Origin of the sequence: Kribbella sp. C-35 (assembly GCF_046549195.1) — a bacterium.
In the GTDB taxonomy this organism is placed as follows: Bacteria; Actinomycetota; Actinomycetes; order Propionibacteriales; family Kribbellaceae; genus Kribbella.
In genome coordinates, this window is record NZ_JAJPWG010000003.1 from 1,176,972 (window position 1) to 1,202,484 (window position 25,513).

Below are 25,513 nucleotides of genomic sequence, written 5' to 3' on the forward strand. Positions count from 1 at the left end.
CCCATGCGCGCGTTGACAGTTGAAGAGGCCCGGCAGCGGGCGACAGATCTGGCCCTGCGGTCGTACGAGGTCGCGTTCGACCTGACCGGTGACGGGGACACGTTCGTCACGACCAGCCGGATCCGGTTCGGGTCCACCAGCGGCACGACCTGGGTGGACGTGAAACCCGAGCGGCTGATCAGCGTCGGACTGAACGGCCAGACCCTCGACACCGGCGCGCTCGACGGCGGCCGTTTCCCGCTGACCGGCCTGCAGGCCGAGAACGACCTCGTCGTCACCGCGGAGCTGAAGTACGCCGCCGACGGCGAAGGCCTGCAGCGATCCGTCGACGCCGCGGACGGCCGCGTCTACACCTACGGCATGTCGTCCCTGGAGTCCGCGCCGCGGTACTTCCCCTGCTTCGACCAGCCCGACCTCAAGGCGCCGTACACGATCACGGTGAAGTGCCCGGAGGACTGGATCGTCCTCGGCAACGGCGCGGCCACTCGGACCGCACCGGGGGAGTGGACGCTCGCCGAGACCAAGCCGCTGTCGACGTACTTCGTCACGCTGGTCGCCGGTCCGTACCACCAGCTCCGCAGCGAGTACGACGGGATTCCGCTCGGACTCGCCTGCCGGCAGTCGCTGAAGGAGCACCTCGAGCGCGACGCCGAGGATCTGTTCCGGACCACGCGGGACGCGTTCGATGCGTACCACCGGATGTTCCGCGAGCGGTACCCGTTCGGCGAGTACTGGCAGGTCTTCACGCCGGACTTCAACCTCGGCGCGATGGAGAACCCGGGCTGCGTCACGGTCTCCGACGATCTGGTGTTCCGCGGGCCGGTGACCGACGCCGAACGCAGTACCCGCTCGCGGATCCTGGTGCACGAAATGGCGCACATGTGGTTCGGTGACCTGGTCACGATGAAGTGGTGGAACGACATGTGGCTGAACGAATCGTTCGCCGAGTACATGGCGCACCGCGTGGCCGAGGACGCGACCAGCTACCGAGGCAACTGGGTCGACTTCGCGTTCGTCCGCAAGTGGTGGGGGCTGCAGACCGACCAGAGCAGCTCGACGCACCCGGTCGCGCCGGACAGCCTGAAGGACGCGCGGCAGTCGCTCGACGACTTCGACGGGATCTCGTACGCGAAGGGCGCGGCGGTCCTCAAGCAGCTGGCGAAGTACCTCGGTGACGACGTCTTCCTCAAGGGTGTGAACGCGCATCTGGAGGCGCACGAGTACGGGAACGCGGACCTGCACGAGTTCATCGCCAAGCTCACCGAGGCCGGCGCGCAGGACCTCGACACGTGGTCGGACCAATGGTTGCGAACGTCGGGGGTGGACACGATCACTGCCGAGCGGACCGGTGCCGGGGCCGTGCTGCACCGGCGCAGTCCGGACGAGTCCCGCCGTCTGCACAAGCTGAGCGTCGGCGCGTACGACGCCGACGGATCGGCCACTTCGGTTGACGTGGTGATCGCCGACGACTCGGCAGAAGTTGTGCTAGGCAACGATGCCGGTGTCGTAGTGCCAGATGCGGGCGACGACACCTGGGCGAAGATCCGGCTGGACGCGACCAGCCTCGCCAACCTGCCGACGGTGCTGCCCGCGATCACGGACGGCACCACGCGCGCGGTGATCTGGAACTCGATCCGGGACGCGGTCGCGGACGCCGAGCTGGATCCGCGGCAGGCGCTGGAACTCTTCACGGCCGCGCTCCCGCACGAGGACAGCGACGTCGCCGTCGGCTCACTGGTCCGCTGGCTCGAGGAGCGGGTCCTCGGCGGCTACCTGGAGTACGACGAGGCGCGCGGACCGCTCGCCGACGCCCTGGGCAGCAAGCTGGCCACGACCGCGCCGGGCAGCAGCCTCCAACTGGTGACCGCTCGCGGCCTGATCTCGACCACGAACGACATCGCGTTGCTGCGGTCGTGGCTCCACGGTTCGGCGGTACCCGACGGTCTCGAGATCGACGCGGACCTGCGGTGGGCGCTGGTGCTGCGGCTCGTCCGGCTCGGGGAGTTCGGCGCGACCGAGATCGACGCCGAGCTGGGCCGGGACAAGTCGACCGAGGGCGTGGTCCAGGCCTCCCGGTGCCGGGCCGCGCTGCCGGACGGCAAGGAGGCGGCGTGGACGCGGATCATGACGGACCCGTCGGTCGGCGTACAGGAACTGCTCGCCGCGGCGGACGGCTTCTGGCACCCGGGGCAGGCGGCGATCACCGCGCCGTACGTCCAGCGGTTCTTCACCGACATCCCGCCGACCGCTGACATCCGGGCCGGCATGGTGGTCGGCCTGACCACCGCCCGGATCGCACCGCGGTACGCCATCGACGCGGCCCTGATCGACCAGGCCGAGACGTTGGTTGCGGACGAGAGCGTGAACTCGGGGATCCGGCGGAAGACGGCCAACTTCCTCGACGACCTCCGCCGCGCACTCGCGGTGCGCAGTACCTTCAGCGGATAGTGAGGCGTTCCGCGACGGCCTTGCGGGCCTGGTGGATGCGGGCCTTGACGGTGCCGAGCGGGACGTCCAGTTCGTCGGCGATCTCGGCGTACGTCATCGCGCCGAGATCGCGCAGGACGAGCGGCTGGACGAGCTGCGGGTGGCTGGACTCCAGCGACTCCAGGGCCTCGAGCAGGTCGAGGCGCGAGCCGGCGATGACCGACGTGGTGCGCGGGTCGATGGATTCCGGCAGCACCTCGGCGGACTGCTCGACTGCGCGGCGCTTCAGCGACCGGTAGGTCTGGCGGGCCTGGTTGGTGGCCACGATCGTCACCCAGCCCGCGAAGCTGCCGGTGCCCTTGAAGGTGTGAACTTTGTTCGCGACCTGCAGCAGCGTGTCCTGGACCGCCTCCTCGGCGTCCTCCCGGTACGGCAGGAACTTGGCCACCCGCCGCTGCACCTGCGGCCGGATGGCCTGAAGAAGTTGTGGAAGCACTGTCAGGTCCCCCGACGCCGCCCGGGCCCCGAGTTCTTCCAACTCCTCGGTCATGCTCCCCCTTTTGAGCTTGGTTGTGGTCGACAATAGCCGGGATGGATGTCATCGGGCGGTACCGGTTACGGGACAAGATCGGCGCGGGCGCGTTCGCGACCGTCTGGCGGGGGTACGACGACGACCTGGATGTCGACGTGGCCGTCAAGGTTCTCGCGGACAACTGGGCGTCGCGCGCCGACGTCCGCGAACGCTTCCTGTCCGAGGCGCGGTTGATGCGGCGGATCTCCAGCGACCGCGTGGTGCGGGTGTTCGACCTGGGCAAGCTCCCGGACGGGCGGCCGTACTTCGTGATGGACTACGTCGGCGGCGGCACGCTGGGCGACGTACTGAAGCAGGGGCGGCTCGACGCCGTGGACGCGCTCTGGTGGGGCGCGGACCTGGCGCGGGCGGTGGCCGCCCTGCACAGCGAGGGCGTCGTGCACCGGGACGTCACTCCGGCGAACCTGCTGCTCCGACCGGGTGACGAGGTCGGCGGCGGAACGCACCGGATCGTGCTCGCGGACCTCGGTCTGGCGAAACGGGCCGCGGAGGCGTCCGGGCTCACGCAGGCCGTCGGTACGCCGTCGTACATGGCGCCCGAGCAGGGTCGCGGCGACGGCGGATTCGACGAGCGGGCGGACATCTACGCGGTCGGCGCGGTCACGTACGCGCTCGTCACCGGGCATCCGCCGTACTCCGCCGGCTCGATCGGCGACGTACTGAACCGGGACCCCGACCTGGCGCCGCCGAGCCTCCGGTCGGTGCTGCACGACTCGGTCGGGCAGCTCGACGATGTGTTCGCGCGGGCGCTGGCGTACCGCGTCACCGACCGCTGGGAGCGCGCGGACACCCTGGCCGAACGCCTGGAGGCGGAGGCGTACCGGCTGGAGCAGGAGGCGCCGCTGCGGGCGGCCGAGCGCACCGAGATCACCGACGACGACCTGGACACGACAGTCGCGACCGATCCACCGATACGGCGACGCCGGCGGAGGCGCGCGTGGTTCCTGCTGGCCCTGCCCGTGGTGTTCGTTGCCGCGGGTGCCGGCGGGTGGTTCCTCTTCGGCCGGTGACTGCATAGAGTAGTCGTATGGCTACTTTCTGCAGTCTTGTGGTCACTCTCGCCTTGCTCGCTCCGGCCAGTGGACCGATCGCCACCTATGCCTGCCGTGCCGACACCAAGTTCGGCCGGCACACCGTCTCGCTCCGGCAGGCCGTCGACGCCCAGGCGCCGGCCGTCGTACCCGCCAACTCCCGTTTCACCGTCGCCGTCCACCTGCAGCCGGGGACGCTCCCGGGCGAGGTCAAGGGCTTCAAGCTGAAGGAGGTCCGCGACCTCACGCTCCGGATGCCGGTCCCGGCGAACTCGTCGTACGTCAGCGCCCGACTGTCCGGCGGCTCCGGCCTGAACTCCACGCCAAGCGTTCAGCTCGAGGGAACCACTGTGGTCGTCAAGGTCGCCGGTCCGATCCCTGGCGGTGCGAGCTACCAGCTTCCGACCCTCAGCGTCCGCCTGAAGTCCGGCCGCCCCGGCACCGCCATCGAAACCAAACTCAAAGGCACCAGCTACGACGACCCCGGCCTCACCTTCCAGGCCAAGATCAAATGGAAGTTCATCACCACCACAGCCCCGGTCGCGTGCTACCCCGACCCGAACCCGGCCCTCACCAGGACCAGCGTCAGTAGGTGACCGTGATCCGTGCCGCTGCCGGGTCGACGTGGACCTGGCCGCCGTACGGGAGGACCTGCTGGGGGTCGGTGTGGCCGATGTCGAGGCCCTTCACGACGACGGCGTTCGGGTTGTACTCCGCGAGCGCACGGTCGACGGCGATGTACTGGTCGGCGACGTAGGCGACGGATTGCTCCGGTGTCAGTTGCTGGTCCAGCGAGGTCGACTTCGGTCGGCCCCAGAGGACCGCGTCGAAGCGTTCGAGCAGGCCGCGTTCGCCCAGGTTGCGGAGGATCCAGTAGACGGCCTCGGACGACGGCATGTCCTCGCTGGTCTCGCAGAACAGCACCCCGCCGTACTCCGAGGTCGGGAGCATCCAGCGGTTGGCGGACAGTTGCCAGTCGAGGATCTCGATGCAACCGCCCCAGAGCTGTCCGCTGACTTCCCGCGATCCGCTCCAGGTCCAGCCGGTGCCGGGGAACAGCGGCGGCTCGGTCTCGAGGTTCTCCGGGACGGCCCAGTCGTGGTCGTGGTCGGTCCAGCCCTTCGCCGGCGTCAGCTCGAACTCGCCGCCGGTGAACATCGCAGCGCGCAACGAGCGCTCGGTGTCCGGGTGCATAGCGCCGCCGCGACCGAACTGGACCATCACGCTGCCGCCGTGGAAGGCCGGCAAACCCAATGAATACAGGAAGTTCAGCAGGTTCGTGTTGTCGCTGTAGCCGAAGAACGGCTTCGGATCCGCCCGGAACACCGCCGGATCCAGATGCTTCAGCACGGTGATCTGGTCGTCGCCGCCGATCGACGCGAACACCGCGCGGATCGACGGGTCCGACCAGGCCGCGTGCAGGTCGGCGGCCCGCTCCTCCGGAGTGCTCGCGAGCTTCCGGGTGGTCGGGTACTCGACCGGTTCGAGCCCGAAGTCGTCGCGCAACCGGCGCAGCCCGAGCTCGTACGGACCGGGAAAGATCTCCGGCAGTCCCCCGGACGGCGAGACGATCGCCACCCGGTCACCTGGCTTCAGCACTCAGACTCCGATCGGGTGCCAGACGGTCTTCAGTTCGAGGTACTGCGTGAGGCGCGACAGGCCCTGGTCCGCGGACCAGTCCTCCTCGGCGGGACGGCGTACCCGCTTGAGGTTGCCGGCTGCGGCGATCTCCAGGTCACGGGCCTCGTCGTCGGACGTGATGCCGCACAGGTCGATCGCGTTGACGTCGTCGTGCGACGCCAGCCACGGCCCGATCTCGGACGCCGACCCGGTGAGCAGGTTGACCACGCCACCCGGTACGTCGGAGGTCGCCATCACCTCGCCCAGCGTCACGGCCGGCAGCGGGCGCTCGTACGACGAGACCGCGACGACCGTGTTGCCGGAGACGATCGCGGGCGCGATCACACTGGTCAGGCCGAGCAGACTGGAGTCCTGCGGGGCCAGTACGGCGACCACGCCGGTTGCCTCGGGCAACGAGAAGTCGAAGTACGGCCCGGCGACCGGGTTCGACGAGCCGACCACCTGGGCGAGCTTGTCGGCCCATCCGGCGTACCAGACCCAGCGGTCGATCGACGCGTCCACGACCGCACGGGCCTTGGAGATCGACAGGCCTTCACCAGCCGCGACCTCGGCGCTGAACTGCTGGTGCCGGCCCTCCATCACCTCGGCGATCCGGTACAGCACCTGACCGCGGTTGTACGCCGTCCGCGCGTGCCAGCCGCCGAACGCCTTACGGGCCGCGACGACCGCGTCCCGGGCGTCCTTGCGGGAGGCTTGCGACGCGTTCGCCAGGAACTTGCCCTTGGCATTGTTGACGACGTACGACCGGCCGGATTCGCTGCGGGGGAAGGCGCCGCCGATGTAGAGCTTGTAGGTCTTGCGCACCTCGAGCCTTTGCGTGTCAGTGGGCAAGGTAGGCCTCCAGACCGTGGCGACCGCCCTCGCGGCCGTAGCCCGACTCCTTGTAGCCGCCGAACGGCGACGTCGGGTCGAAGCGATTGAACGTGTTCGCCCAGACCACGCCGGCGCGCAGCTGGTTCGCCATCCAGAGGATCCGGGAACCCTTCTCGGTCCAGATCCCCGCGGACAGGCCGAACGGGGTGTTGTTCGCCTTCTCGACCGCCTCGGCCGGGGTCCGGAAGGTCAGCACGGACAGCACCGGGCCGAAGATCTCCTCGCGGGCGATCCGGTGCGCCTGGGACACGCCGGTGAACACCGTCGGCGGGAACCAGTAGCCGTGGGCCGGCAGCTCGCACTCCGGCGACCAGCGCTCGGCGCCCTCGTCCTCGCCGATCTGCGACAGTTCGCGGATCTTCGCCAGCTGGGCCGCCGAGTTGATCGCGCCGATGTCGGTGTTCTTGTCCAGCGGGTCGCCGACGCGCAGCGTGCCCATCCGGCGCTTCAGCCGCGCGAGCACCTCGTCGTACACGCTCTCCTGGACCAGGAGCCGCGAACCCGCGCAGCAGACGTGGCCCTGGTTGAAGAAGATGCCGTTGACGATGCCCTCGATGGTCTGGTCGATCGGCGCGTCCTCGAAGACGATGTTCGCCGCCTTGCCGCCGAGCTCCAGCGTGACCGCCTTGTGCGTGCCCGCGACCGACTTCGCGATCGCGCGGCCGACGTCGGTGGAGCCGGTGAAGGCGACCTTGTCGACGTCCGGGTGCTCGACCAGGGCCTGGCCGGTGCGGCCGGCGCCGGTGACGATGTTCACCACGCCGGGCGGCAGATCGGCCTGCTGGCAGATCTCCGCGAACGCCAGCGCGGTCAGCGGCGTCGTCTCGGCCGGCTTCAGTACGACGGTGTTGCCGGCGGCCAGTGCCGGCGCGATCTTCCACGCCAGCATCAGCATCGGGAAGTTCCACGGGATCACCTGGCCCGCGACACCCCACGGCTGCGGGTCGTCGCCGACACCGGCGTACTCGAGCTTGTCGGCCCAGCCCGCGTAGTAGAAGAAGTGCGCAGCTACCAACGGGATGTCGACGTCACGGGACTCGCGGATCGGCTTGCCGTTGTCCAGCGACTCCAGCACCGCCAGCTCGCGCGAACGCTCCTGGATCAGCCGGGCGATCCGGAACAGGTACTTCGCCCGGTCCTTCCCGCTCATCGGGCCCCAGACCTTGTCGAACGCCTTGCGGGCCGCGCGCACCGCCTTGTCGACGTCGGCCGGCCCGGCCTCGCTGACCTCGGCCAGGACCTCTTCGGAAGCAGGCGAAACGGTCTTGAACGGCTTCCCGTCCGTCGCCTCGACGAACTGCCCGTTGACGAAGAGCCCGTACGACGACTTGATGTCGACGATCGCCCGCGACTCGGGGGCCGGTGCGTACTCGAATCTGCTCATGCCTGTCAGTCCAAGGTGAAGTAGTCGGGGCCCGGGTAGTGCCCGGTGGCCAGCTTGGTGCGTTGCATCAGCAGGTCGTTCAGCAGGCTGGACGCCCCGAAGCGGAACAGCTCCGGGTCCAGCCAGTCCGGTCCGGCCGTCTCGTTGACGGTGACCAGGTACTTGATCGCGTCCTTCGCGGTTCGGATCCCGCCGGCCGGCTTGACACCGATGTGCAGTCCGGTGGCCTCGTGGTAGTCGCGGACCGCCTCCAGCATCACCAGCGTGACGGGCAGCGTGGCCGCGGGGGACACCTTGCCGGTGGAGGTCTTGATGAAGTCCGCGCCGGCCAGCATCGCCAGCCAGGACGCCCGCCGGACGTTGTCGTAGGTGACCAGTTCGCCGGTCTCCAGGATGACCTTCAGGTGCGCGTCGCCGGCCGCCTCGCGGATCGCGGCGATCTCGTCGAAGACCATCGCGTACCGCCCGGACAGGAAGGCGCCGCGGTCGATCACCATGTCGACCTCGTCGGCGCCGGACGCGACCGCGTCCTTGGTGTCCTGGATCTTGATCGCGAGGCTGGAACGCCCACTGGGGAAGGCGGTTGCGACACTCGCCACGTTGATGCCGGAGCCCTGCAGCTCACGCTTCGCGGTCGCCACCAGGTCCGGGTACACACAGACCGCGGCGACCTGCGGAGCCGTCGGGTCGGCCGGGTCGGGCCGTTTCGCCTTCGCGCACAGGGCCCTCACCTTGCCCGGGGTGTCCTGGCCCTCCAGCGTGGTCAGGTCGATCATCTGGATCGCCAGGTCCAGCGCGTACTGCTTCGCGGTGGTCTTGATCGACCGGGTGCTCAGGGTGGCGGCGCGGGCCTCCGCGCCGACCTGGTCGACGCCCGGCAGCCCGAGCAGGAACCGGCGCAGCCGATCCTCGGACGAGGTCACGTCGGCCAAGCTGTCGACGCCGCTGTCGAGTGTGGTCACCCACGGCAGTCTAGTGCCGTTCCGGACTGCCGGTTACTTTGTGCGGGTGAAGTCGAAATCGCCGGAGAGCGAGCAGTACCTGTCCGCCTCGAACCGGATCACCGGGTCCATCGTGATCGTGATCGGGGCGCTCGGCCTGGTCGACGTACTGCTGGAGTGGCGGACCGCGACCGGGCTGCTGGTCGGCAGCGTCATCGGGATGTTCATGGTGCTGGCGTACGTCGGACTGATCCGGCCGTCCGTCACCCTCAGCCCCGAGAACCTGCTGCTGCGTAACCACCTGCGCGACCACCAGATCCCGTGGTCGAAGGTGACCGGCGTCGACGTGACCGACATCCTCCGGGTGCACATCGACGGCGACCGTTTCCGCGCTCCCGGCGTCCAGCTGGTGATGCGGGACCTTCGCAAGCAGCGCGTCGGCGGTCGCAAACTCGCCGCGGACAGCTCGATCTCCAAGGCCGATTTCGTCGTGAACCGGATCGAGCACCACCAGGAGCAGTACGCCGAGAAGTCCCAAGGCGATGTGGTGAGCGGCTGGGCGGGGCCCGAATTGATCGTCCTCGGCGTCCTGGCCGTGATCGCGGTCGTCGCCGCCGTGGTCCGCTGACCGGCACGTGCTGACCCGGCGCGCGTTCGTCCGCACCGGCGCTGCGGCGGCGGTGACCGGCGTTGCCGCAGTGGCTGCCCTGGAAACGGGGGTGATCCCCGGCCGCGCCCGGGTGCACGACCTGCTCGGTCTCACCGGCGCCGACGGCGTCGTACCCGACGTACCCCCAGGTCCGGTGGTGTCCGGGAGCTTCGACTCGTTCGGCCGCCGTACGAAGGTCGGCTACAGCCTCATCTACCCCGACGGGTACGACGCATCGGCCGAGTTGCCCGTCGTCCTCGTGCTGCACGGTCGTGGGGGCGACCACACGTCGGCCGTCAACGACCTCGGCATCGACCGCTACCTGACGGCCGCGGTCCGGGCGGGTACGCCGCCGTTCGCGCTGGCAACCGTCGACGGCGGCCAGGACAGCTACTGGCACCGACGGGCCGACGGCAACGACCCGGGGTTCATGCTCGACCAGGAGTTCCTTCCCTTACTAGCCCGTAGCGGCCTGCAGACGAGCCGGTTCGGCGTCCTCGGCTGGTCGATGGGCGGGTACGGCGCTCTGCTGTGGGTCGCCTTGCACTACTGGCAGCGGCGGGTCAGGCCGTCCGCGCAAGCGGTCGCCGTCGGTGCGCTCAGCCCGGCGCTGTGGCGCACGTACGCCGACGTACAGCCGGGAGCGTTCGACGACGCCGCGGATTTCGAGCGCAGCCAGGTGTTCGACCGGCCGAGCGGATTCCGAGACGTTGCCGTCCGCATCGATTGCGGCCGCGACGACCCGTTCGCCGACGCCGCGCGGGAGCTCCGCGAGCAGTTGCAGGCGTCCGGCGGGCAGCAGGCCGGCGTCCACACTCCCGGCTACTGGCGGCGCATGCTCCCTGACCAGCTGCGATTTCTGGGCGAGAAAGTCGGCCGTTGAGCGGAACTGTGGTGTGAATCGCGGCGTCAGAACCGGTGTCCAGCCCCCGAGTGAACCCCTGTGCACTCCAGGATTGGTCCCGACAGGTCCCTAGACACATCGAGAGTGGAGCTCATGGTCAACCTCTCCCGCTACACCCTGCGTGGTTTCGCCACCGTCGCAGCCCTGGCCGGGCTCGCGGCGACGGCGCTGCCGAACGCCCAGGCCGCGCAGACCTCCAGCACGACCAAGACGGCGGCCACGTCCGTTGCAGCGACGACCGCGGACCCGCTGCCGGTCGGCGGCCCGGCCTTCGCGATCGGCAACCCGCCGGCTGGTGAAGGCGTGAGCACGAAGTCGTCGACGCTGAACCTCGTGCGCTACAACCGCCTGTACAAGACGGGGCCGATCACCCCGTCGAAGTGCAAGGAGGTCAACGTCTCGATGCGCACGCTCGCGGGCGTTCAGGCCTACGTCTCCCAGCACTTCAGGTGCACGTACGCCGAGTGGGCGCTGCCGCTGAAGCAGGCCGGCGCGGCATACAAGGTGGCCCCGAAGCTGGTCTTCTACACCGCCGCCACCGCCAACTCGTACTGTGGCTCGGTCACCAGGACCTCGTTCTTCTGCGGCTACAACGGGAAGGCCTGGATCTACATCTACGCCCCCGAGATCATCAGCTTCTGGAACTCGAGCCCGACCCTGGCGCGTGCCTACGCGACCCAGGTGACGTCGCACGAGTACGGTCACCACGTCCAGTGGCTGACCGGCATCCTGGGCGCCTCGTGGGCGCGTCAGCGCGCCTTCAGCACGTACGCCGCGCAGATGGAGGAGAGCCGTCGTCGTGAGCTGCAGGCGTCCTGCCTCGGCGGGGCCAGCATCGGCGCGAACAAGCGCTACTACCCGATGAGCGGTGGCCTGTACACGCAGTGGCTGTACGTGGTCAACAACTCCGGCGACCAGCCGGGCTACCCGCGTGACCACGGCTCGACGAAGAACCACGGCTTCTGGTCGAAGGCCGGCTTCAACGCGTCGCGCAGCTACACCGTCGCGGGCAACTGCAACACGTGGAACGCGAATTCCACGTACGTCGCCTGATCAGCTGACGTAAGTACGTAACTCAGCCGCCCGGTACGCGTTGGCGTACCGGGCGGCTGTTTCTTTTTGGCGACACCTGCACGATCTGCGATCGTGTGGTTACTTGTTTCGGGTGCGGACGCCCTAGAGTTCTTGAGTCGAGCATCGAACGGCAGGAGTCACAGTGAACTACGACGAGTTCAACACCGAGTACGCGAAGGTGCTGGACAAGATCAAGAGCGGCCGGAGCACCTGGTCGGAGCTGTCCGGGCACGTCACCCGGCTGCGGCAGGCGACCGCGGGGATCACCGTGCCGGTGGAGCGCACCCAGGTCGACCACGACCTCGCCGCGCTGAGCCAGATGGTGGACATGTCCCGGCGGACCAACGACAAGGAGGACGTCTGGACGGTCACGTCCGAGGCGATCCGCCGGGCCAGCAGCCAGGAGGGCTCGGTCGCCGACCGGATCGCCCGGATCGACGCGGCCATCAGCGACATCGCCGCCCTGGCCAACCGGAACCCGGACGAGCGGGACGCGCTGATGCAGTCCACCAGCACGCTCCGCATCCTGCACTCGTCGCTGCAGAGCTCCCTGCACGCCGAGGAAGCCGAAGCGGCCGCAGCCGCCCGCTGAGCTCCAGAGCCACCCGCCAGGTGTTCTGAAGCCCAGATACCTGCCGCGGCTAGATACCTGCCGCGGCTAGATACCTGCCGCGGCAGCCAGGTCGGTCTTGACGGCTGCCAACGCGGTGGCGGCCTGAGCGCGTGCCGCGGTGACGTCCGTCGTGACCGGGACGACCACCTCGAGGTAGCACTTCAGCTTGGGCTCCGTACCCGACGGGCGCACGACCACGCGTGCGCCGTCGGACAGCGTGTACCGCAGGCCGTCCGTCGGCGGCAGCGACTCCGACCCCTTGCTCAGGTCGTCGATGCGCTCGACGGCGTACGCCCCGAGTGTCGTGGGCGGTACCGCACGGAGCCGGTCCATCGCCTGAGCGATCAGTGAAAGGTCCTCGACCCGCGCCGACAACTGGTCGGTCGCGTGCAGCCCGTGCTTGACCGCGAGATCGTCCAGCAGGTCGAGCAGCGTGCGTCCCGCCGCCTTCGCCTGCGCGGCTAACTGCAGCACCCGGACCAGCGTCGACACGCCGTCCTTGTCCTTCACGGCCGCCGGATCCACGCAGTACCCGAGCGCCTCCTCGTAGCCGAAGACGAGCTCCGGCACCCGCCCGATCCACTTGAACCCGGTCAGCGTCTCGACGTACCGGACGCCGTACGACGCCGCGATCTTGCCGAGCAGCGACGACGACACGATCGAGCAGGCCGCCACACCGTCGGGGCGGGACGACAGCAGGAACTCACCGAGCAGCGCGCCGAGTTCGTCGCCGCGCAGCATCCGCCAGCCTCCCGCAGCCGCCGCGTCCGGGATCGCTACCGCGCACCGGTCCGCGTCCGGATCGTTCGCCGCCGCGATGTCCGCGTCCATCGAGCGGGCCAGCTCCAGCGCGGCGTCGATCGCGCCCGGTTCCTCCGGGTTCGGGAACGAGACGGTCGGGAAGTCCGGATCCGGGTCGGCCTGCGACGCGACCACCTGCGGTACGGCGAACCCTGCGCGGGCGACCGCGGCCTCGACGAGGGTCCGTCCGACCCCGTGCAGCGGCGTGTACGCGACGTTCAGGTCCCGTGGCGCATCGGGCGGCACCAGCTCGGCGATCCGGTCCAGGTAGGCGTTCAGCAGGTCGTCCCCGGTCGTCTGCCAGTCGTCGCCCCGCGGTACGTCGGCCAGCGGGCCGACCGCGGCGATCGCGGCCGCGATCTCGGCGTCGGACGGCGGCACGATCTGCGAACCGTCACCCAGGTAGACCTTGTAGCCGTTGTCCTGCGGCGGGTTGTGCGACGCGGTCACGACCACGCCGGCGACCGCGTGCAGGTGCCCGATCCCGAAGGCGACGACCGGTGTCGGGGCCGGCCGGTCGAGCAGTACGGCGTCCAGGCCGGCGCCGCGCATCACGGCCGCCGTGTCCTGCGCGAACACGTCCGACTTGTGGCGGGCGTCGTACCCGATCAGGACCGGGCCGTCGGTGAGCCCCTTCGCCTTCAGGTACGCCGCGAGTCCGGCGGCGGCGCGGATCACGACGACCCGGTTCATCCGGTTCGGTCCGGCGCCGACGGCACCGCGCAGACCCGCCGTACCGAACTCCAGGGTGCCGGAGAAGCGGTCGGCCAGCTCAGTAGTGTCCCCGGAGTCCAGCAGCGCCTCGAGTTCGGCGCGGGTGTCGGGGTCGGGGTCTTCGCTCAGCCACGCTTCGGCGGCGGCCTTCAGATCATCGCTCACATGGGCACTCTAATGACCCGACGACTGACAGGGCCGTGAGCGGATGTCCGCCACGTAGTCGTCGGGGGCTCCGGCCGCTTCGGCGGCCTCGGCCAGGATGCCCAGGTAGCGGGCCGAGGGCAGACCGCCCTCGTAGGCGTTCAGCACGTACATCCAGGCCAGTTGCTCGCCGTCCAGGGTCTGCACGCGGACCTGGATCTTGCGGTAGATGCCCTGGTCGATCGCTTCCCACTCGTCCAGCCGCTCGACGTCCTTGGGGTGGATGTCGTAGAGCGCCACGAAGACCTGGTTGGCGGGGTCGGCCGGGTCCTCGACCACGGTGGCCATCGCGCCCTCCCAGCCGAGCTCCTCGCCGCCGAAGGTGAGGCGCCAGCCGGTGATCCAGCCGGTCCCGCGCAGAGGCGAGTACGGGCACCGCTCGGACATCAGGTTCGGGTCCAGATTCGACGCAAACGCGGCGTACAGGGTCACGGAATCAGAGGATACGGAAGAATGACCTCCCGTGGCGCGAGTTGTGATCATCGGAGGCGGTCCAGGCGGGTACGAAGCGGCCAGTGCGGCCGCGCAGCTGGGCGGGGAGGTAACGGTCGTCGATTCCGACGGGATCGGCGGTTCCGCCGTGCTCACCGACTGCGTACCGAGCAAAACCCTGATCGCCACCGCGGAGGTGATGACCGAGGTGGAGGAGGCCGGGGAATTGGGCGTCCGGCTGGACGACGGTGACGACGACCCGGCGAACTCCGTGCGTGTCGATCTCTCCGTCGTCAACAAACGGGTGAAGGCGCTCGCCACCGCCCAGTCCGAGGGCATCGAGCGCCGGCTGGACCGCGACAAGGTCCGGATCGTCAGGGGCCGCGGCCGCCTGGACGGGCCGGAAACCGTCGTCGTCGGGGACGAGCGCCTGGCCGCCGACGTGATCCTGATCGCTACCGGGGCAAGGCCCCGCATCCTCCAGGGCTCGGAGCCGGACGGCGAGCGGATCCTGACCTGGGAGCAGGTCTACGAGCTCGAGGAACTGCCCGAGCGGCTGATCGTGGTCGGCTCCGGCGTCACCGGTGCGGAGTTCGCCAGCGCGTACGACGCGCTCGGCAGCGACGTCGTCCTGGTCTCGTCGCGGGACCGGGTGCTGCCCGGTGAAGACGCTGACGCGGCAGCGGTCCTGGAGGACGTGTTCAAGCGCCGCGGACTCACCGTCCTGGGCAAGTCCCGGGCCGAGTCGGTCAAGCGGCAGGGCGACGGCGTCGTGGTGACGCTGACCGACGGCCGGAAGGTCGAGGGGTCGCACGCCCTGCTCGCGGTCGGGTCGCTGCCGAACACCGACGACATGAACCTGGTCGAGTCGGGCGTGTCGCTGACCGACGGCGGGTTCGTCCAGGTCGACCGGGTCTCGCGGACCACGGCCCGCGGCGTCTACGCGGCCGGCGACTGCACCGGCGTACTGATGCTGGCCTCGGTGGCCGCGATGCAGGGCCGGATCGCGATGGCGCACGCGCTCGGCGACGCCGTCACGCCGTTGGACCAGTCAACGGTCTCCGCGAACGTCTTCACGGCGCCCGAGATCGCGACGGTCGGCCTGACCCAAGCGGTGGTCGACGCCGGCGGCAGTACGGCGATGGTTGTGAAGGTGCCGCTGGCCGACAACGCCCGCGCCAAGATGCAGGGCGTCCGCGACGGTTTCGTGAAGCTCTTCTGCCTCCCCAACACCGGCATCGTCGTTGGCGGCGTGGTCGTGGCCCCCCGCGCCAGCGAGCTCATCCACCCGATCTCCCTCGCCGTCGGCGCCCGCCTGACGGTCGACCAGGTAGCCCAAGCCTTCACCGTCTACCCGTCGGTCTCCGGCTCAGTGGCCGAAGCCGCTCGCCGTCTGCACCTGCGCAGCTGAGAGACCCCCCGGAAAGTTGCGGGAAAACCTGCACGTGGGGTGTGTACGCAGCGTAGCCGCCCTCAAGGGCGGGATTCCGGGGAGAAATCGGCTCCGAGAATGTATTGGGCACGAATAGTTACCGTTGTCGGCGGCAACCACCGAAGACGGCGTCGTGAATCGCTACCGGAACCGTGACCAGCGCCTTACTCTCCGGATGTTGAGCCTGCGGTTGGCTCGGGGGAGCCGCTCCACGTCCCGGAGGGGAAGTATGAGACGACGCCTGAAGTACGTCGCTGGGCTGGTTGGCCTGGGCAGTCTGATCGTCGCATCGATGTCGGTGCCCGTTCAGGCCGCAACCGGCGAGCACTCGCCGCCGGGACCGAAGCCCGGAGCGCTACAGGTGCAGTCGGCGGCCGATGCGGCGCTGGCGAAACTCGACCCGAAGCTCGAGGCGCGCGTGAAGAAGGGTGACACCGCGGCCGTCGCGGTGTTCGCCACGGTGCAGGGCGACACCTCGAAGGCGCAGCAGGCGCTGGACAACGCGCACGTCGCGAAGTCCGGTGACGCCGCGCTCGTGATGGGTTCGATCCCGGTGCAGGCACTGCCCAAGCTGGCCGCCGCGCCAGGCGTCGTCGCAGTCCGGCCGATCGAGCTGTCCCGTACCGGGCAGCCGCTGTCCGACCCGGATCCGGACCTGCACCAGGCGCCGACCGCGGCCGAGCAGCAGGCCGCGCTCGCCAAGGTGAAGTCCGACGACGTTCCGTACGGCGAAGCGCCGCCGCTGCGGCCGTCCAACTTCGACAAGCTCCGCAAGCAGAACCTCCTGGACGCCAAGTCGCACAACTTCACCGGCGCCTGGAACGCGGGCTTCACCGGTCAGGGCGTGACCGTCGGCGTACTCGACGGGGGCACCGACTTCGGCCACCCGGACCTGCTGAACACCTGGCAGACCTGGACCGGCCAGACCGGAGCGAAGGCCGGCTGGAACGGGTGGCCGAAGGCCTTCGACCCGTACGGCACCCTGCAGTGGCTGGCCGCTCCGGACCAGGTCGACCAAGGCCTGTCCTGGTACACGAAGACCACCGCGGCGACCTGTGCTGTCAACGGATCGACCTGCTCCGTCGACTTCGCCACCAAGACCGGACCGTCCCGGAACTTCAACGCACCGGCCGGCACCAAGCAGCACACGTACAGCTTCCCGGCGAAGTGGAGCAAGTCCGGCAAGGTCATGCTCGGCAGTCACCCGGACGACCACCTGCTGCAGCTGTACGGCGAGCGCCCGGGCTTCCTGGTCACGGACCCGCACACCGCCGGCGTCTACGACACCGTGTACGTCGACCTCGACGACGACTACTCGTTCGCCGACGAGAAGCCGGTGACCAAGTCCTCGCCCGCGTCGTACCGCGACATGAACGGCGACGGTTACACCGACCTGTCCGGCGGCCTGATGTACTACGTCTCCGACGGCAAGACCCCGATCCCCGGCGGCCTGGACGCGTTCGGTGTGGACGACACGTCGTACGGCTCTGGTCAACTGGTCGCGTGGACCGGTGACTTCGACCCGGCGATCGAGGGTCACGGCACGCTGACGGCATCGAACATCGTCGGCCAGGCGGTGATCAACGGGAAGGCGCCGACGTTCAAGGACCTTCCCGGCGGCAAGTACGCCGGCGCGGTCCTCGGCGGCGCCCCGAACGCCAAGCTGGCGCCGTTCGGCGACATCTACATGGGCTTCGACTTCTCCACCCAGTTCGGGTACTTCCTGTCCACACGCGGCGGGGTCGACGTCACCTCGAACTCGTACGGCTCGTCGACCAGCGACAACGACGGCTGGGACGCCGCGAGCCAGGAAGCCGACGTGATCCACGACGGCTTCAAGACGACCGCACTGTTCTCCACCGGCAACGGCGCACCAGGATTCGGTACGGCGACCGCGGCGGCGCCCTCGACGGCGATCGAGGTCGGCGCGTCGACGCAGTTCGGCGGCTCCGGCTGGGACTCGCTGCTCCGGACCAGCCAGATCAACGACAACGACGTGATGGTCTGGTCGAACCGCGGCTTCGGCGCGAACGCCACGAACGGCGTCGATGTCGTTGCCGACGGCGCCTATGCACCGGGTGACGCGACGCTGAACACCGTCCTCGACGGCCGGAACGCGTGGACGACCTGGGGCGGCACCAGTCGCTCGACCCCGGTCGCGGCGGGTGCGACCGCACTGGTCTACCAGGCGTACGAGAAGGCGCACCACGACGCCGTACCGGCCGGCTTCTACTCGACCGCGCAGGACATCCTGAAGTCGTCGGCGCAGGACCTCGGGTACGACGCCAACGTCCAGGGATCCGGGTCGATCGACGCCGGCAAGGCGGTCGCGAGTGCGTTGGGCCGGCGCGCGACCGTGACGCCGACCGAATGGCGCGTGGGTGACTACCGCGGTACGGAGTACCCGGTGTTCGCGAACGTCATCTCGCCCGGCGGCACCGACACGCAGAAGTTCAACCTGCAGGGCAACGGCGTCTGGCAGGTCAGCGACCGGCAGCTGGTGCGGACCGACTCGGACACGATCTCCTTCAGCAGCAAGGATCTGAGCCAGGAGAGTACGGGCAACTTCAACGCGCCCGACTACCTGATCGACCTGACCAAACAGGTGAAGCAGCATCGCAACGCGGATCTGATGGTGGTCAAGCTCGAGTACCCGCGCAGCCAGTTCGACGGTGACGACAACCTGACCGAGGACCAGGCGTGGCGGCTGCTCACCTACAACTGGACCGACGTCAACCACGACGGCAAGCTGTGGACGGACAAGAACCACAACGGCGTCGTCAACCACACGGACAAGACGACCAGCTCGAACATCGACGGCTTCCTCGACCTGGACTTCGCCACATCCGAGATGGAGCAGGGCGAGTACGCCCGGTTCATGTACCACCGGCCCGGTGCGAACACGATGCAGTCGTACGTGCGGGATCCGGCGCAACGGATGGCCGACGGCCTGTTCCTCGGCCTGCAGCACTCGGCGAAGAACGCGAAGATCCCGGTCACGGACTTCAAGGTCTCGATCGACTGGTACCAGAACACCGACTGGAAGTGGGTCAGTACGCCTCGGTATGCCAACGGGTCGTTCACGGCGTCGATCAAGGTGCCCAGCAACGCGCCGTACGGTATGTACTCCGGTGCCGTCGTACTGAAGCGTGGCTCGGACGAGATGGTGGTGCCGGTGTCCGTGGCGGTCGCTGCCAAGGCGGCGCAGGACGCGAGCGGGAAGATCACCGGGGCGATCACGTTCGGCGGTAATGACGTCGCGCAGGCGCAGCGCAACCTGACCTACAACAACGGTTCGGTGTTCGGTGCGAACGACTGGACCTGGCGAGCGGAGTCCGGTGACTGGCGGTTCTTCTATCTCGACGTACCGAAGACACCGGCGGAGGGCACGAAGTTCCTGGCCAACACCAGTTGGGAGGATTCGGGTCCGTACACCGACCTCGACACGTTGATCATGGGCAGATCGGTGAACCACTTCCAGCTGGAGCCGGACTCCGTGTACGGCGCGCCGTACACGATCGACACGGTCGGGAAGAGTCCGAACACCAACGTCCGGGCGGGTGCCTGGCGGTTCAACACCGCGACCGGTGGACCGGCCGACGTGGTCACGGCACCGGCGCAGGAAGGGCTGCAGGCAGTCGCGCTGCACCAGGTCAGCTGGCAGGGCGACAAGTTCAACACCCCGTTCAAGGTGCAGCTGGGGAGCGCGTCGGTGAGCCCGTCGTCGGTCACCCAGACCGCGACCGGTGACTCCGGCGGGTTCGACGTGACGTTCGAGTCGAGCGTGCCGCTGGACGGTCTGAAGGCGGATGCCTTTGGTCTCAGCCAGCCGAGTCCGACGACCGAGACGGCGCATCAGGACAATCCGGACGACCCGTCGACGGCGAGTGTGAAGCGGAACATCACGCTGTCGCACGCGTCCCGGTTGAGTGTGAGTACGGCGCTCGCCAACAACGACGTGGACCTGTTCGTGGTGCGGGACGCCAACAACGACGGTGTGTTCGCGCCGTCGGAGATCGTCGCCTCCTCGGCCGGCGGGACCGGGGACGAGGCGGTCAACCTGGTCAACCCGCCGGACGGCAACTACCAGATCTGGGTGCACGGGTTCTCGGTCGCCGGTACGCCGACGTTCACGCTGAACGTGGACGCGATCCAGGGCAACGACCTGACCGTCAGCGGCCTGCCCAGCGGACCGGTCGCGGCCGGCACGCCGGTCACCTTGCACGTCGACTACAACAAGGCGATGACACCCGGCCAGAGCTACAACGGCGAGCTGCTCCTCGGCCCGGCCTCGGCTCCGTCCGCACTGTCTGTCCCGATCAAGATCACCAGATAGCGCAACTTCGGCGGCGGAGGCCGCATCGAGTCAGGTATGAAGACCCTGACCTCGAAACGAGCCTCCGCCGCGGCCGCGGCCGCCGTACTGCTCGGTGGACTGGCCACTGCAGCGACTACTCTTCCGGCCGCTGCGAGCGCCACCGCGGCCTGCACGATGACCGTCGGATCGATCACGAGCGGCGGTGACATCGCCAACACCGACATCACCGCGACGGCGCCGATCACCGCCAAGCGCACGGCCGGAGTCCACCTGTTCACCCCGGGTGTAGCCAAGTTCAGCGCGACCTGGACCACGCGGGTCACCCCGCCGTCCGGCAAGTCCACCAGCGGCGAGCTGGTGCTCAACTCGGCCTTGTACTCGGCCTGGTACGGCACCAAAGCCGACGGGACACCGCAGAACGGGATCAGCAACGGCAGCAAGGGCTGGCAGGGTTACCACGTCGTCCAGACCTCGGAATACTCCGCCGCGGGGTCCTACTGGACGGCCACGTACGGCCTGCGGAACGACGGCGTGATGTACCGCTGGAGTGGCGAGTACGGCGACCTGGCCCGCTACACCGGCTTCGCCTCGGTGAAGACGATGGCGCTGATCAGCCAGACCAAGACCTACGACACCTTCCTCGCGAACGCCCGTGGCGGCGCCCTGTACACGATCCGGATCGCGCGGGATCCCAAGGTGCTGCCGATCGTGAGGAAGCTCCGCACCTCGACCTGGCAGACCTTCGAGAGCCTGGTCGTCCAGAAGTGCGGCGTGCAGAGCACGCTGCTCACCGCGATCGACAAGGAGACGGGGTCGGCCTACCTGTACGCCGTTGGCCACGCCAACGGTGCGTCGACCGTGATCAAGGGCCTCGGCAAGGTGCCCGGCACCTTCACGGACCCCGTCGACTACCTCCGGACCGACGAAGGCATCGCGCCACTCTTCGGTGAGTGAAGCCCAACTCTTGAAAGGCGTTCCGATGAAACTCCACCGGGCTTCCGCAGTAGCGGTCTCCGCCCTGATGCTCGGCGGGCTGGCAGCCGTGCCGGCAAGTACGGCGACCGCCGCCACGACCGCCGCCTGCGCGATCAACCTCGGCTCGATCACGGCCGGCGGTGACATGGCCAACGCCGCGGTCACCGCGACGTCGCCGGCTACGGTCAAGCGGTCGACCGGTCCGCACATGTTCTCCCCGGGACTGGCGAAGCTCGCGTCGACCTGGACCATCTCGCTGGGCGTCGGGGCGGACTACACGTGGTACGGCGACGTGATTGTCAGCGGAACTCTGTACCGCGGCGCGTACGGCGTGGATTCCACGGGCAAGCCGTTCACCTCGCTGAAGTCCCGCGGCGTCGGGTACATCGGCTACAAGACGATCGAGTCCTCGTGGTACTGGGGCAAGGTCGACCGCACGGCGGAGTACCGGCTGCGCGGCGACGGGGTGCTCTACCGGTATACCTCGGGAGGCCGGGTGGTGACGCGTTGGCCGGGCTACTCGTCGGTGAAGACGATGGCGCTGATCAGCGAGACCGCGACGTACGACACCTTCCTGGCCACGACGAACGGTGGTGCGCTCTACACGATCCACATCCCGGTCAAGGGAACGCCGGTTGTCAAGAAGGTCCGCACGTCGACCTGGCAGGGCTTCGAGTACCTCGTCGCGGAGAAGTGCGGCGCGCAGAGCACGCTGCTCGCCGGGATCGACAAGGACACGGGCTCGGCGTACCTGTACGCCGTTGGCCACGCCAACGGTGCCGCGACCGTGATCAAGGGTCTGGGCAAGGTGCCTGGCGACTTCAAGGACCCGATCTACTTCCTGAACACCGCCGAGGGGAACGTCCCGCTGTTCGGCGAGTGAGCACAGCACAGGGCCCCGGTGACCAGCTGGTCACCGGGGCCCTGTGGCGTTCTTGGCAGTTCCTAGAAGTCGCCGCCGAAGTCGAAACCGCCGCCGTCGCCGCCGTCCCCGCCGTCGAAGGGGTTGTAGTCGCCCCCGCCATCGCCGCCGTCGCCACCCCCGCCGTCGCCGCCGCCATCGCCGCCGCCGTCGTAGCCGCCCGCGTAGTCGCCGTAGCCGCCGCCGGCGAACATGCCGCCGAGCATCGTGCCGAGGAACATGCCGGTCATCACACCGCCGAGCGCGCCGAACATGCCCTGCGCGTACGGCGAGTAGGCCGGGCCGGCCTCCCAGTACGGCACCCGCTGCGGGCCGACCATGACCTTGCGGACGTCCGGCTCGGCGCCGGCGCGGACCCGCTCGGCGTCGGCCGCACAGGCCGGCACTTCACGCTGCGCGCCACCCGGCGGCGCCCACATCACGTCCTCCACGGATGGACCGTGCTGCGGGTTGAAGAAGCAGGACGGGCGGCGCTGCGGCAACGGCTGGCCGTTCACCCGGGCGCGCACACAGGTAGCGGCGTACCGGCCGTCCTCGAGGATCTCGATCACGTGCTTGATCTGGTCGGCCTCCGTGACCTGACCGACCGCCTGCTTCGCGGACTCGTAGGAGTCCAGCGCGCGCTGGTAGTCCTGCCGCGCGCCGTCGCCGAGGTCCTTGCCGACCATCTCCAGGTCGAGGTCCTGCAGCTCTTCGCCGAACCGGGTGATGTCCTCGTCGGCGGTCCGCTTCACCGACTCGAGCTCGGCGGCCGTGATCTCGTGCTGCTGCTTGGTCTGCAGCTGGGTCCGACGGTACGAGCGGTACGCCAGGACCGCGATCACCGCCACGGCGATGATCAGGATGTATTCCATTGTCGGGCCTCTCTCGGGGGCTTTAGGGAGAGCCTATCGAATCCCTCAAGACCGGCGACGCCACGCAGGGTGACGTAATCCCGGGAAAGCGGTCACCGTCGGCGCATAATCGAGGAGCGCGCCGCCCAGCGACTGTCCGTCCCCGCGCCGGAAGGCTGTTCATGGGCAAGATCGCGCGACTGCTGCCGCTTGTGTTGACGGCGGCCGCCCTGGTCCCGCTACCGCACGACCTTCCCGATCTCTCGTATCAGGAGATCCCGCTCGACGGGCCGTCGGTCAAGGCTGAAACCGCGCCGTTCGGAATGGTCGGCATCACCTGGCCCGAAGGCGTGGCTGGAGTCACGGCGAAGGTTCGGGTCCAACGTGATGGGCAATGGACCGATTGGCAGCCGATGCAGATCGAGGACGATCACGGTCCCGATCCATCGGATCCCGAAGGAGTTGAGCGAGCGGGCACCGAGCCGTTGTGGGTCGGTAATGCCACGGGTGTCCAGGCGAGTGCGGTGAATGGTGCAGGTGCCGTGCGTGACGCCAAGGTGGTGCTGATCCAGCCCGGCGTGCTCAGCTCCGACTCCGAGGAGCCGAGCGGCTCGGTCGAGGCGGCGTCGAGCAGGGCGCCGTACCCGATGCCTTTGATGGTGAGCCGGAAACGCTGGGGCGCCGACGAGCGACTGCGCGCGCACAACGGGGCTTCATGCGTGCGGCCGAAGTACACGAAGACTGTGCTGGCGGCGTTCGTCCATCACACCGCCGACCGGAACGACTACACCCGCACGCAGGTCCCCGCGATGGTGCGCGCGATGTACGCGTACCACGTGAAGAGCCGCGGCTGGTGCGACCTCGGGTACAACTTCCTCGTCGACCGGTTCGGCCGCGTCTTCGAGGGCCGGTACGGCGGGGCGCAGCTGCCGGTGCTCGGCGCGCACACGTCGTCGTTCAACGCGAACTCGTTCGGCGTTGCGGTGATCGGAAACTTCGAGCAGACCGCACCGCCGCCGGCGATGCTGGAGTCCACGGCGCGCGTGATCGCGTGGAAACTCGACGCCAACTACCGGTCGCCGCTGGCCACGATCGTGCTCGACGGAAGCCGCCTGCACACGGTTTCCGGACACCGCGACACCAAGGCGACCGCGTGCCCGGGAACCCAGCTGTACAACAAGCTCGGCTGGCTGAAGCAGCGCGTGAACACGTTGATGAGCGGTAGTTTCTCGACCCCGATTTACGAGTACGCGCGGAAACTCGGTTTCCGGAACCTCGGCCAGCCGTTCTGGGGCGAGCATCGGACCCGGACCGGCTGGGCGACGTACTTCAGCACCCGCGACGTCTTCTACTCCGTTGCCACCGGCCCGCATTCCACGTCCGGCGCTTTCCGGACCCGGTACCGGCGGCTCGGGGCCGGCAGTGCGCGGCTCGGACTGCCGATCACCGACGCCTATCAGGTGGCGGGCGGATCGCGCCAGAAGTTCCAGCGCGGCTGGCTCGTCTGGGACCGGCGGGATCGCCAGGTCCACCTTGTCTACGGGAGACCATCATGAGGAATCGTGCCATCGCCGTCGTCGTTCTGTCGTCCACGGTGATCAGCGCGACCGCCCAGGCCCGTGAGGTCGTGCCTGCCGCGGCGCCGGACACGACGATCAACGGGCGCGGATTCGGGCACGGCCGCGGACTCTCGCAGTACGGCGCGCAGGGGGCGGCGCTGGCCGGGAAGCCGGCGAAGCAGATCCTCGACTTCTACTACCCGGGGACGACGACCGGGAGGGCGACCGGCAGCATCCGAGTTCGGGTCAGCGCCGACACCACCGACGGCGTCCGGGTCGGCGCGGTGAGCGGGCTCGCGGTCCACTCGCTGGCCACTGGCAAGGTCTACCCGTTGCCCAGGGCATTGACCCGGAACCAGTGGTCGATCGACCCGAACGGCGAGCACGGCACGAAGGTCAGCTCGTACGACGCGAAGGCCCGGAAATGGACGCTCTACAAGACGTTCACGGGGATGGCGCAGTTCGAGGGCGCGGCGGTGATCGGGCTGGTGCTGCCGAGTGGCGCCGTACGGCGGTATCGCGGTGCGCTGCGGGCGATCGACGTGTCCGGGGCGCATCTGGACACGGTGAACGTGCTGCCGCTCGAGTACTACCTGCGTGGTGTCGTACCCCGGGAGTCGGTGTCGAGTTGGCGGCCGGCCGCTTTGCAGGCGCAGGCCGTTGCCGCTCGCACCTATTCGGTGTTCCACCGGGCTCGCGCGGCGCGGAAAGCGTATGACTTGTGCGACACCACGTCCTGCCAGGTGTACGGCGGGTACGACTCGGAGGAAACGTCGACGAACAACGCGATCGCGGCAACCGCGGGACAGATCCGGCTGTACAAGGGGAATCCGATCATCGCGGAGTTCTCCTCGTCGAACGGCGGAGCGACGGCCGCGGGTGACGCGCCGTACCAGCTCACCAAGGCGGACGGCTGGGACGCGTACCCGAAGAATGGGAACCCGAACGTGTCGTGGACGGTGACCCGGACCGCCTCGCAGATGCAGGCGGTCTTCGCCGTCGGCTCGATCCGCTACGTCCGCGTCCTGAAGCGGACCGGCGTCGGCCCGGGCGGCGGGCGGGCGCTCACCGTCGAGGCGGTCGGGTCGCGCGGAAAACGTGTTCTGACGGCCGACCAGGTGCGGATCCGGCTGCACCTGCGGTCCTCGTGGATCAGTTTCCCGGCCCGGACTTCTTGATATACCAACTAGTGGT

General features: G+C 68.8%; 21 protein-coding genes. 13 read left to right on the forward strand and 8 right to left on the reverse strand.

Annotated elements, in window-relative coordinates; translation table 11 throughout:
• Positions 1-3 precede the first annotated feature (3 nt).
• Positions 4-2,448, forward strand: coding sequence for an aminopeptidase N (gene pepN / locus ACLJOO_RS25585; protein ID WP_410789899.1), 2,445 nt, complete (start codon positions 4-6; stop codon positions 2,446-2,448).
• On the opposite strand, the gene ACLJOO_RS25590 is transcribed toward pepN, so the two are convergent.
• Entirely contained in the window at positions 2,438-2,977 is a 540-nt protein-coding gene (locus tag ACLJOO_RS25590) for an RNA polymerase sigma factor (protein ID WP_410789900.1), read from the reverse strand. The genes pepN and ACLJOO_RS25590 overlap by 11 nt on opposite strands.
• Positions 2,978-3,018: 41 nt before the next feature.
• Between ACLJOO_RS25590 and ACLJOO_RS25595 the strand changes: the two genes are divergently transcribed.
• Complete coding sequence (locus ACLJOO_RS25595; protein ID WP_410789901.1) at positions 3,019-4,029, forward strand: serine/threonine-protein kinase; 1,011 nt, start codon at positions 3,019-3,021, stop codon at positions 4,027-4,029.
• Positions 4,030-4,046: 17 nt separating this feature from the next.
• Positions 4,047-4,646: a hypothetical protein gene (locus ACLJOO_RS25600; protein WP_410789902.1), complete on the forward strand. Its 600-nt coding sequence runs from the start codon at positions 4,047-4,049 to the stop codon at positions 4,644-4,646.
• On the opposite strand, the gene ACLJOO_RS25605 is transcribed toward ACLJOO_RS25600, so the two are convergent.
• From ACLJOO_RS25605 to deoC, 4 genes are read right to left on the reverse strand one after another with little or no spacing between them, the layout of a single operon-like run.
• Positions 4,636-5,649, reverse strand: a complete 1,014-nt coding sequence (locus ACLJOO_RS25605; RefSeq protein ID WP_410789903.1) for a S66 peptidase family protein — start codon at positions 5,647-5,649, stop codon at positions 4,636-4,638. The two genes, ACLJOO_RS25600 and ACLJOO_RS25605, sit on opposite strands and share 11 nt — an antisense overlap.
• Positions 5,650-6,522, reverse strand: a complete 873-nt coding sequence (locus ACLJOO_RS25610) for an aldehyde dehydrogenase family protein (RefSeq protein WP_131344378.1) — start codon at positions 6,520-6,522, stop codon at positions 5,650-5,652.
• Positions 6,512-7,948, reverse strand: a complete 1,437-nt coding sequence (locus tag ACLJOO_RS25615) for an aldehyde dehydrogenase family protein (RefSeq protein WP_410789904.1) — start codon at positions 7,946-7,948, stop codon at positions 6,512-6,514. Before ACLJOO_RS25615 ends, ACLJOO_RS25610 begins: the two co-directional genes overlap by 11 nt.
• Positions 7,949-7,953: 5 nt before the next feature.
• Positions 7,954-8,910, reverse strand: a complete 957-nt coding sequence (gene deoC / locus ACLJOO_RS25620) for a deoxyribose-phosphate aldolase (protein WP_410789905.1) — start codon at positions 8,908-8,910, stop codon at positions 7,954-7,956.
• A 46-nt stretch (positions 8,911-8,956) separates the two neighbouring features.
• Here deoC and ACLJOO_RS25625 point away from each other — a divergent pair, with 46 nt between their 5' ends.
• From ACLJOO_RS25625 to ACLJOO_RS25640, 4 genes are all read left to right on the forward strand, one after another.
• Positions 8,957-9,517 carry a PH domain-containing protein gene (locus ACLJOO_RS25625; RefSeq protein WP_410789906.1) on the forward strand — a complete coding sequence of 187 codons (561 nt, stop codon included), beginning with the start codon at positions 8,957-8,959 and terminating at the stop codon, positions 9,515-9,517.
• Between the two features lie 7 nt (positions 9,518-9,524).
• On the forward strand, positions 9,525-10,421 hold the full coding sequence (locus ACLJOO_RS25630) for an alpha/beta hydrolase (RefSeq protein ID WP_410789907.1): 897 nt from the start codon (positions 9,525-9,527) through the stop codon (positions 10,419-10,421).
• Between the two features lie 114 nt (positions 10,422-10,535).
• Positions 10,536-11,495, forward strand: coding sequence for a neutral zinc metallopeptidase (locus ACLJOO_RS25635; RefSeq protein ID WP_410789908.1), 960 nt, complete (start codon positions 10,536-10,538; stop codon positions 11,493-11,495).
• A gap of 163 nt (positions 11,496-11,658) precedes the next feature.
• Entirely contained in the window at positions 11,659-12,108 is a 450-nt protein-coding gene (locus ACLJOO_RS25640; RefSeq protein ID WP_130382735.1) for a hypothetical protein, read from the forward strand.
• Between the two features lie 66 nt (positions 12,109-12,174).
• Here the strand turns inward: ACLJOO_RS25640 and ACLJOO_RS25645 are convergent, their stop codons facing one another.
• Together ACLJOO_RS25645 and ACLJOO_RS25650 are read right to left on the reverse strand one after the other, a co-directional pair.
• Positions 12,175-13,809 carry a phospho-sugar mutase gene (locus tag ACLJOO_RS25645; RefSeq protein ID WP_410789909.1) on the reverse strand — a complete coding sequence of 545 codons (1,635 nt, stop codon included), beginning with the start codon at positions 13,807-13,809 and terminating at the stop codon, positions 12,175-12,177.
• A gap of 9 nt (positions 13,810-13,818) precedes the next feature.
• Positions 13,819-14,280, reverse strand: coding sequence for a gamma-glutamylcyclotransferase (locus ACLJOO_RS25650; protein WP_410789910.1), 462 nt, complete (start codon positions 14,278-14,280; stop codon positions 13,819-13,821).
• Between the two features lie 31 nt (positions 14,281-14,311).
• On the opposite strand from ACLJOO_RS25650, the gene ACLJOO_RS25655 reads away from it, so the two are divergent.
• The 4 genes from ACLJOO_RS25655 (at position 14,312) to ACLJOO_RS25670 (ending at position 21,888) form a co-directional block, all read left to right on the forward strand.
• Positions 14,312-15,691, forward strand: coding sequence for an NAD(P)H-quinone dehydrogenase (locus tag ACLJOO_RS25655; RefSeq protein WP_410789911.1), 1,380 nt, complete (start codon positions 14,312-14,314; stop codon positions 15,689-15,691).
• 250 nt (positions 15,692-15,941) lie between these two features.
• The gene (locus tag ACLJOO_RS25660; RefSeq protein ID WP_410789912.1) at positions 15,942-20,048 is read left to right on the forward strand and encodes a S8 family serine peptidase; all 4,107 of its coding nucleotides are present in this window, start codon (positions 15,942-15,944) and stop codon (positions 20,046-20,048) included.
• Positions 20,049-20,084: 36 nt separating this feature from the next.
• Entirely contained in the window at positions 20,085-20,984 is a 900-nt protein-coding gene (locus ACLJOO_RS25665) for a hypothetical protein (protein WP_410789913.1), read from the forward strand.
• Between the two features lie 25 nt (positions 20,985-21,009).
• Positions 21,010-21,888: a hypothetical protein gene (locus ACLJOO_RS25670; RefSeq protein ID WP_410789914.1), complete on the forward strand. Its 879-nt coding sequence runs from the start codon at positions 21,010-21,012 to the stop codon at positions 21,886-21,888.
• Between the two features lie 62 nt (positions 21,889-21,950).
• On the opposite strand, the gene ACLJOO_RS25675 is transcribed toward ACLJOO_RS25670, so the two are convergent.
• Complete coding sequence (locus ACLJOO_RS25675; protein WP_410789915.1) at positions 21,951-22,781, reverse strand: hypothetical protein; 831 nt, start codon at positions 22,779-22,781, stop codon at positions 21,951-21,953.
• 161 nt (positions 22,782-22,942) lie between these two features.
• Between ACLJOO_RS25675 and ACLJOO_RS25680 the strand changes: the two genes are divergently transcribed.
• Together ACLJOO_RS25680 and ACLJOO_RS25685 are read left to right on the forward strand one after the other, a co-directional pair.
• The gene (locus ACLJOO_RS25680; protein WP_410789916.1) at positions 22,943-24,316 is read left to right on the forward strand and encodes an N-acetylmuramoyl-L-alanine amidase; all 1,374 of its coding nucleotides are present in this window, start codon (positions 22,943-22,945) and stop codon (positions 24,314-24,316) included.
• On the forward strand, positions 24,313-25,497 hold the full coding sequence (locus tag ACLJOO_RS25685) for a SpoIID/LytB domain-containing protein (RefSeq protein WP_410789917.1): 1,185 nt from the start codon (positions 24,313-24,315) through the stop codon (positions 25,495-25,497). The genes ACLJOO_RS25680 and ACLJOO_RS25685 overlap by 4 nt, the downstream gene beginning before the upstream one ends.
• Positions 25,498-25,513: the final 16 nt, after the last annotated feature.

Bases quoted from the DNA above. Each gene is read 5' to 3' on its own strand.
- ACLJOO_RS25615 (WP_410789904.1), bottom strand. From the start codon at position 7,948: ATGAGCAGATTCGAGTACGCACCGGCCCCCGAGTCGCGGGCGATCGTC.
- ACLJOO_RS25635 (WP_410789908.1), top strand. From the start codon at position 10,536: ATGGTCAACCTCTCCCGCTACACCCTGCGTGGTTTCGCCACCGTCGCA.
- ACLJOO_RS25665 (WP_410789913.1), top strand. From the start codon at position 20,085: ATGAAGACCCTGACCTCGAAACGAGCCTCCGCCGCGGCCGCGGCCGCC.
- ACLJOO_RS25595 (WP_410789901.1), top strand. From the start codon at position 3,019: ATGGATGTCATCGGGCGGTACCGGTTACGGGACAAGATCGGCGCGGGC.
- ACLJOO_RS25685 (WP_410789917.1), top strand. From the start codon at position 24,313: ATGAGGAATCGTGCCATCGCCGTCGTCGTTCTGTCGTCCACGGTGATC.
- ACLJOO_RS25590 (WP_410789900.1), bottom strand. From the start codon at position 2,977: ATGACCGAGGAGTTGGAAGAACTCGGGGCCCGGGCGGCGTCGGGGGAC.
- pepN (WP_410789899.1), top strand. From the start codon at position 4: ATGCGCGCGTTGACAGTTGAAGAGGCCCGGCAGCGGGCGACAGATCTG.
- ACLJOO_RS25600 (WP_410789902.1), top strand. From the start codon at position 4,047: ATGGCTACTTTCTGCAGTCTTGTGGTCACTCTCGCCTTGCTCGCTCCG.
- ACLJOO_RS25680 (WP_410789916.1), top strand. From the start codon at position 22,943: ATGGGCAAGATCGCGCGACTGCTGCCGCTTGTGTTGACGGCGGCCGCC.
- ACLJOO_RS25675 (WP_410789915.1), bottom strand. From the start codon at position 22,781: ATGGAATACATCCTGATCATCGCCGTGGCGGTGATCGCGGTCCTGGCG.
- ACLJOO_RS25670 (WP_410789914.1), top strand. From the start codon at position 21,010: ATGAAACTCCACCGGGCTTCCGCAGTAGCGGTCTCCGCCCTGATGCTC.
- ACLJOO_RS25660 (WP_410789912.1), top strand. From the start codon at position 15,942: ATGAGACGACGCCTGAAGTACGTCGCTGGGCTGGTTGGCCTGGGCAGT.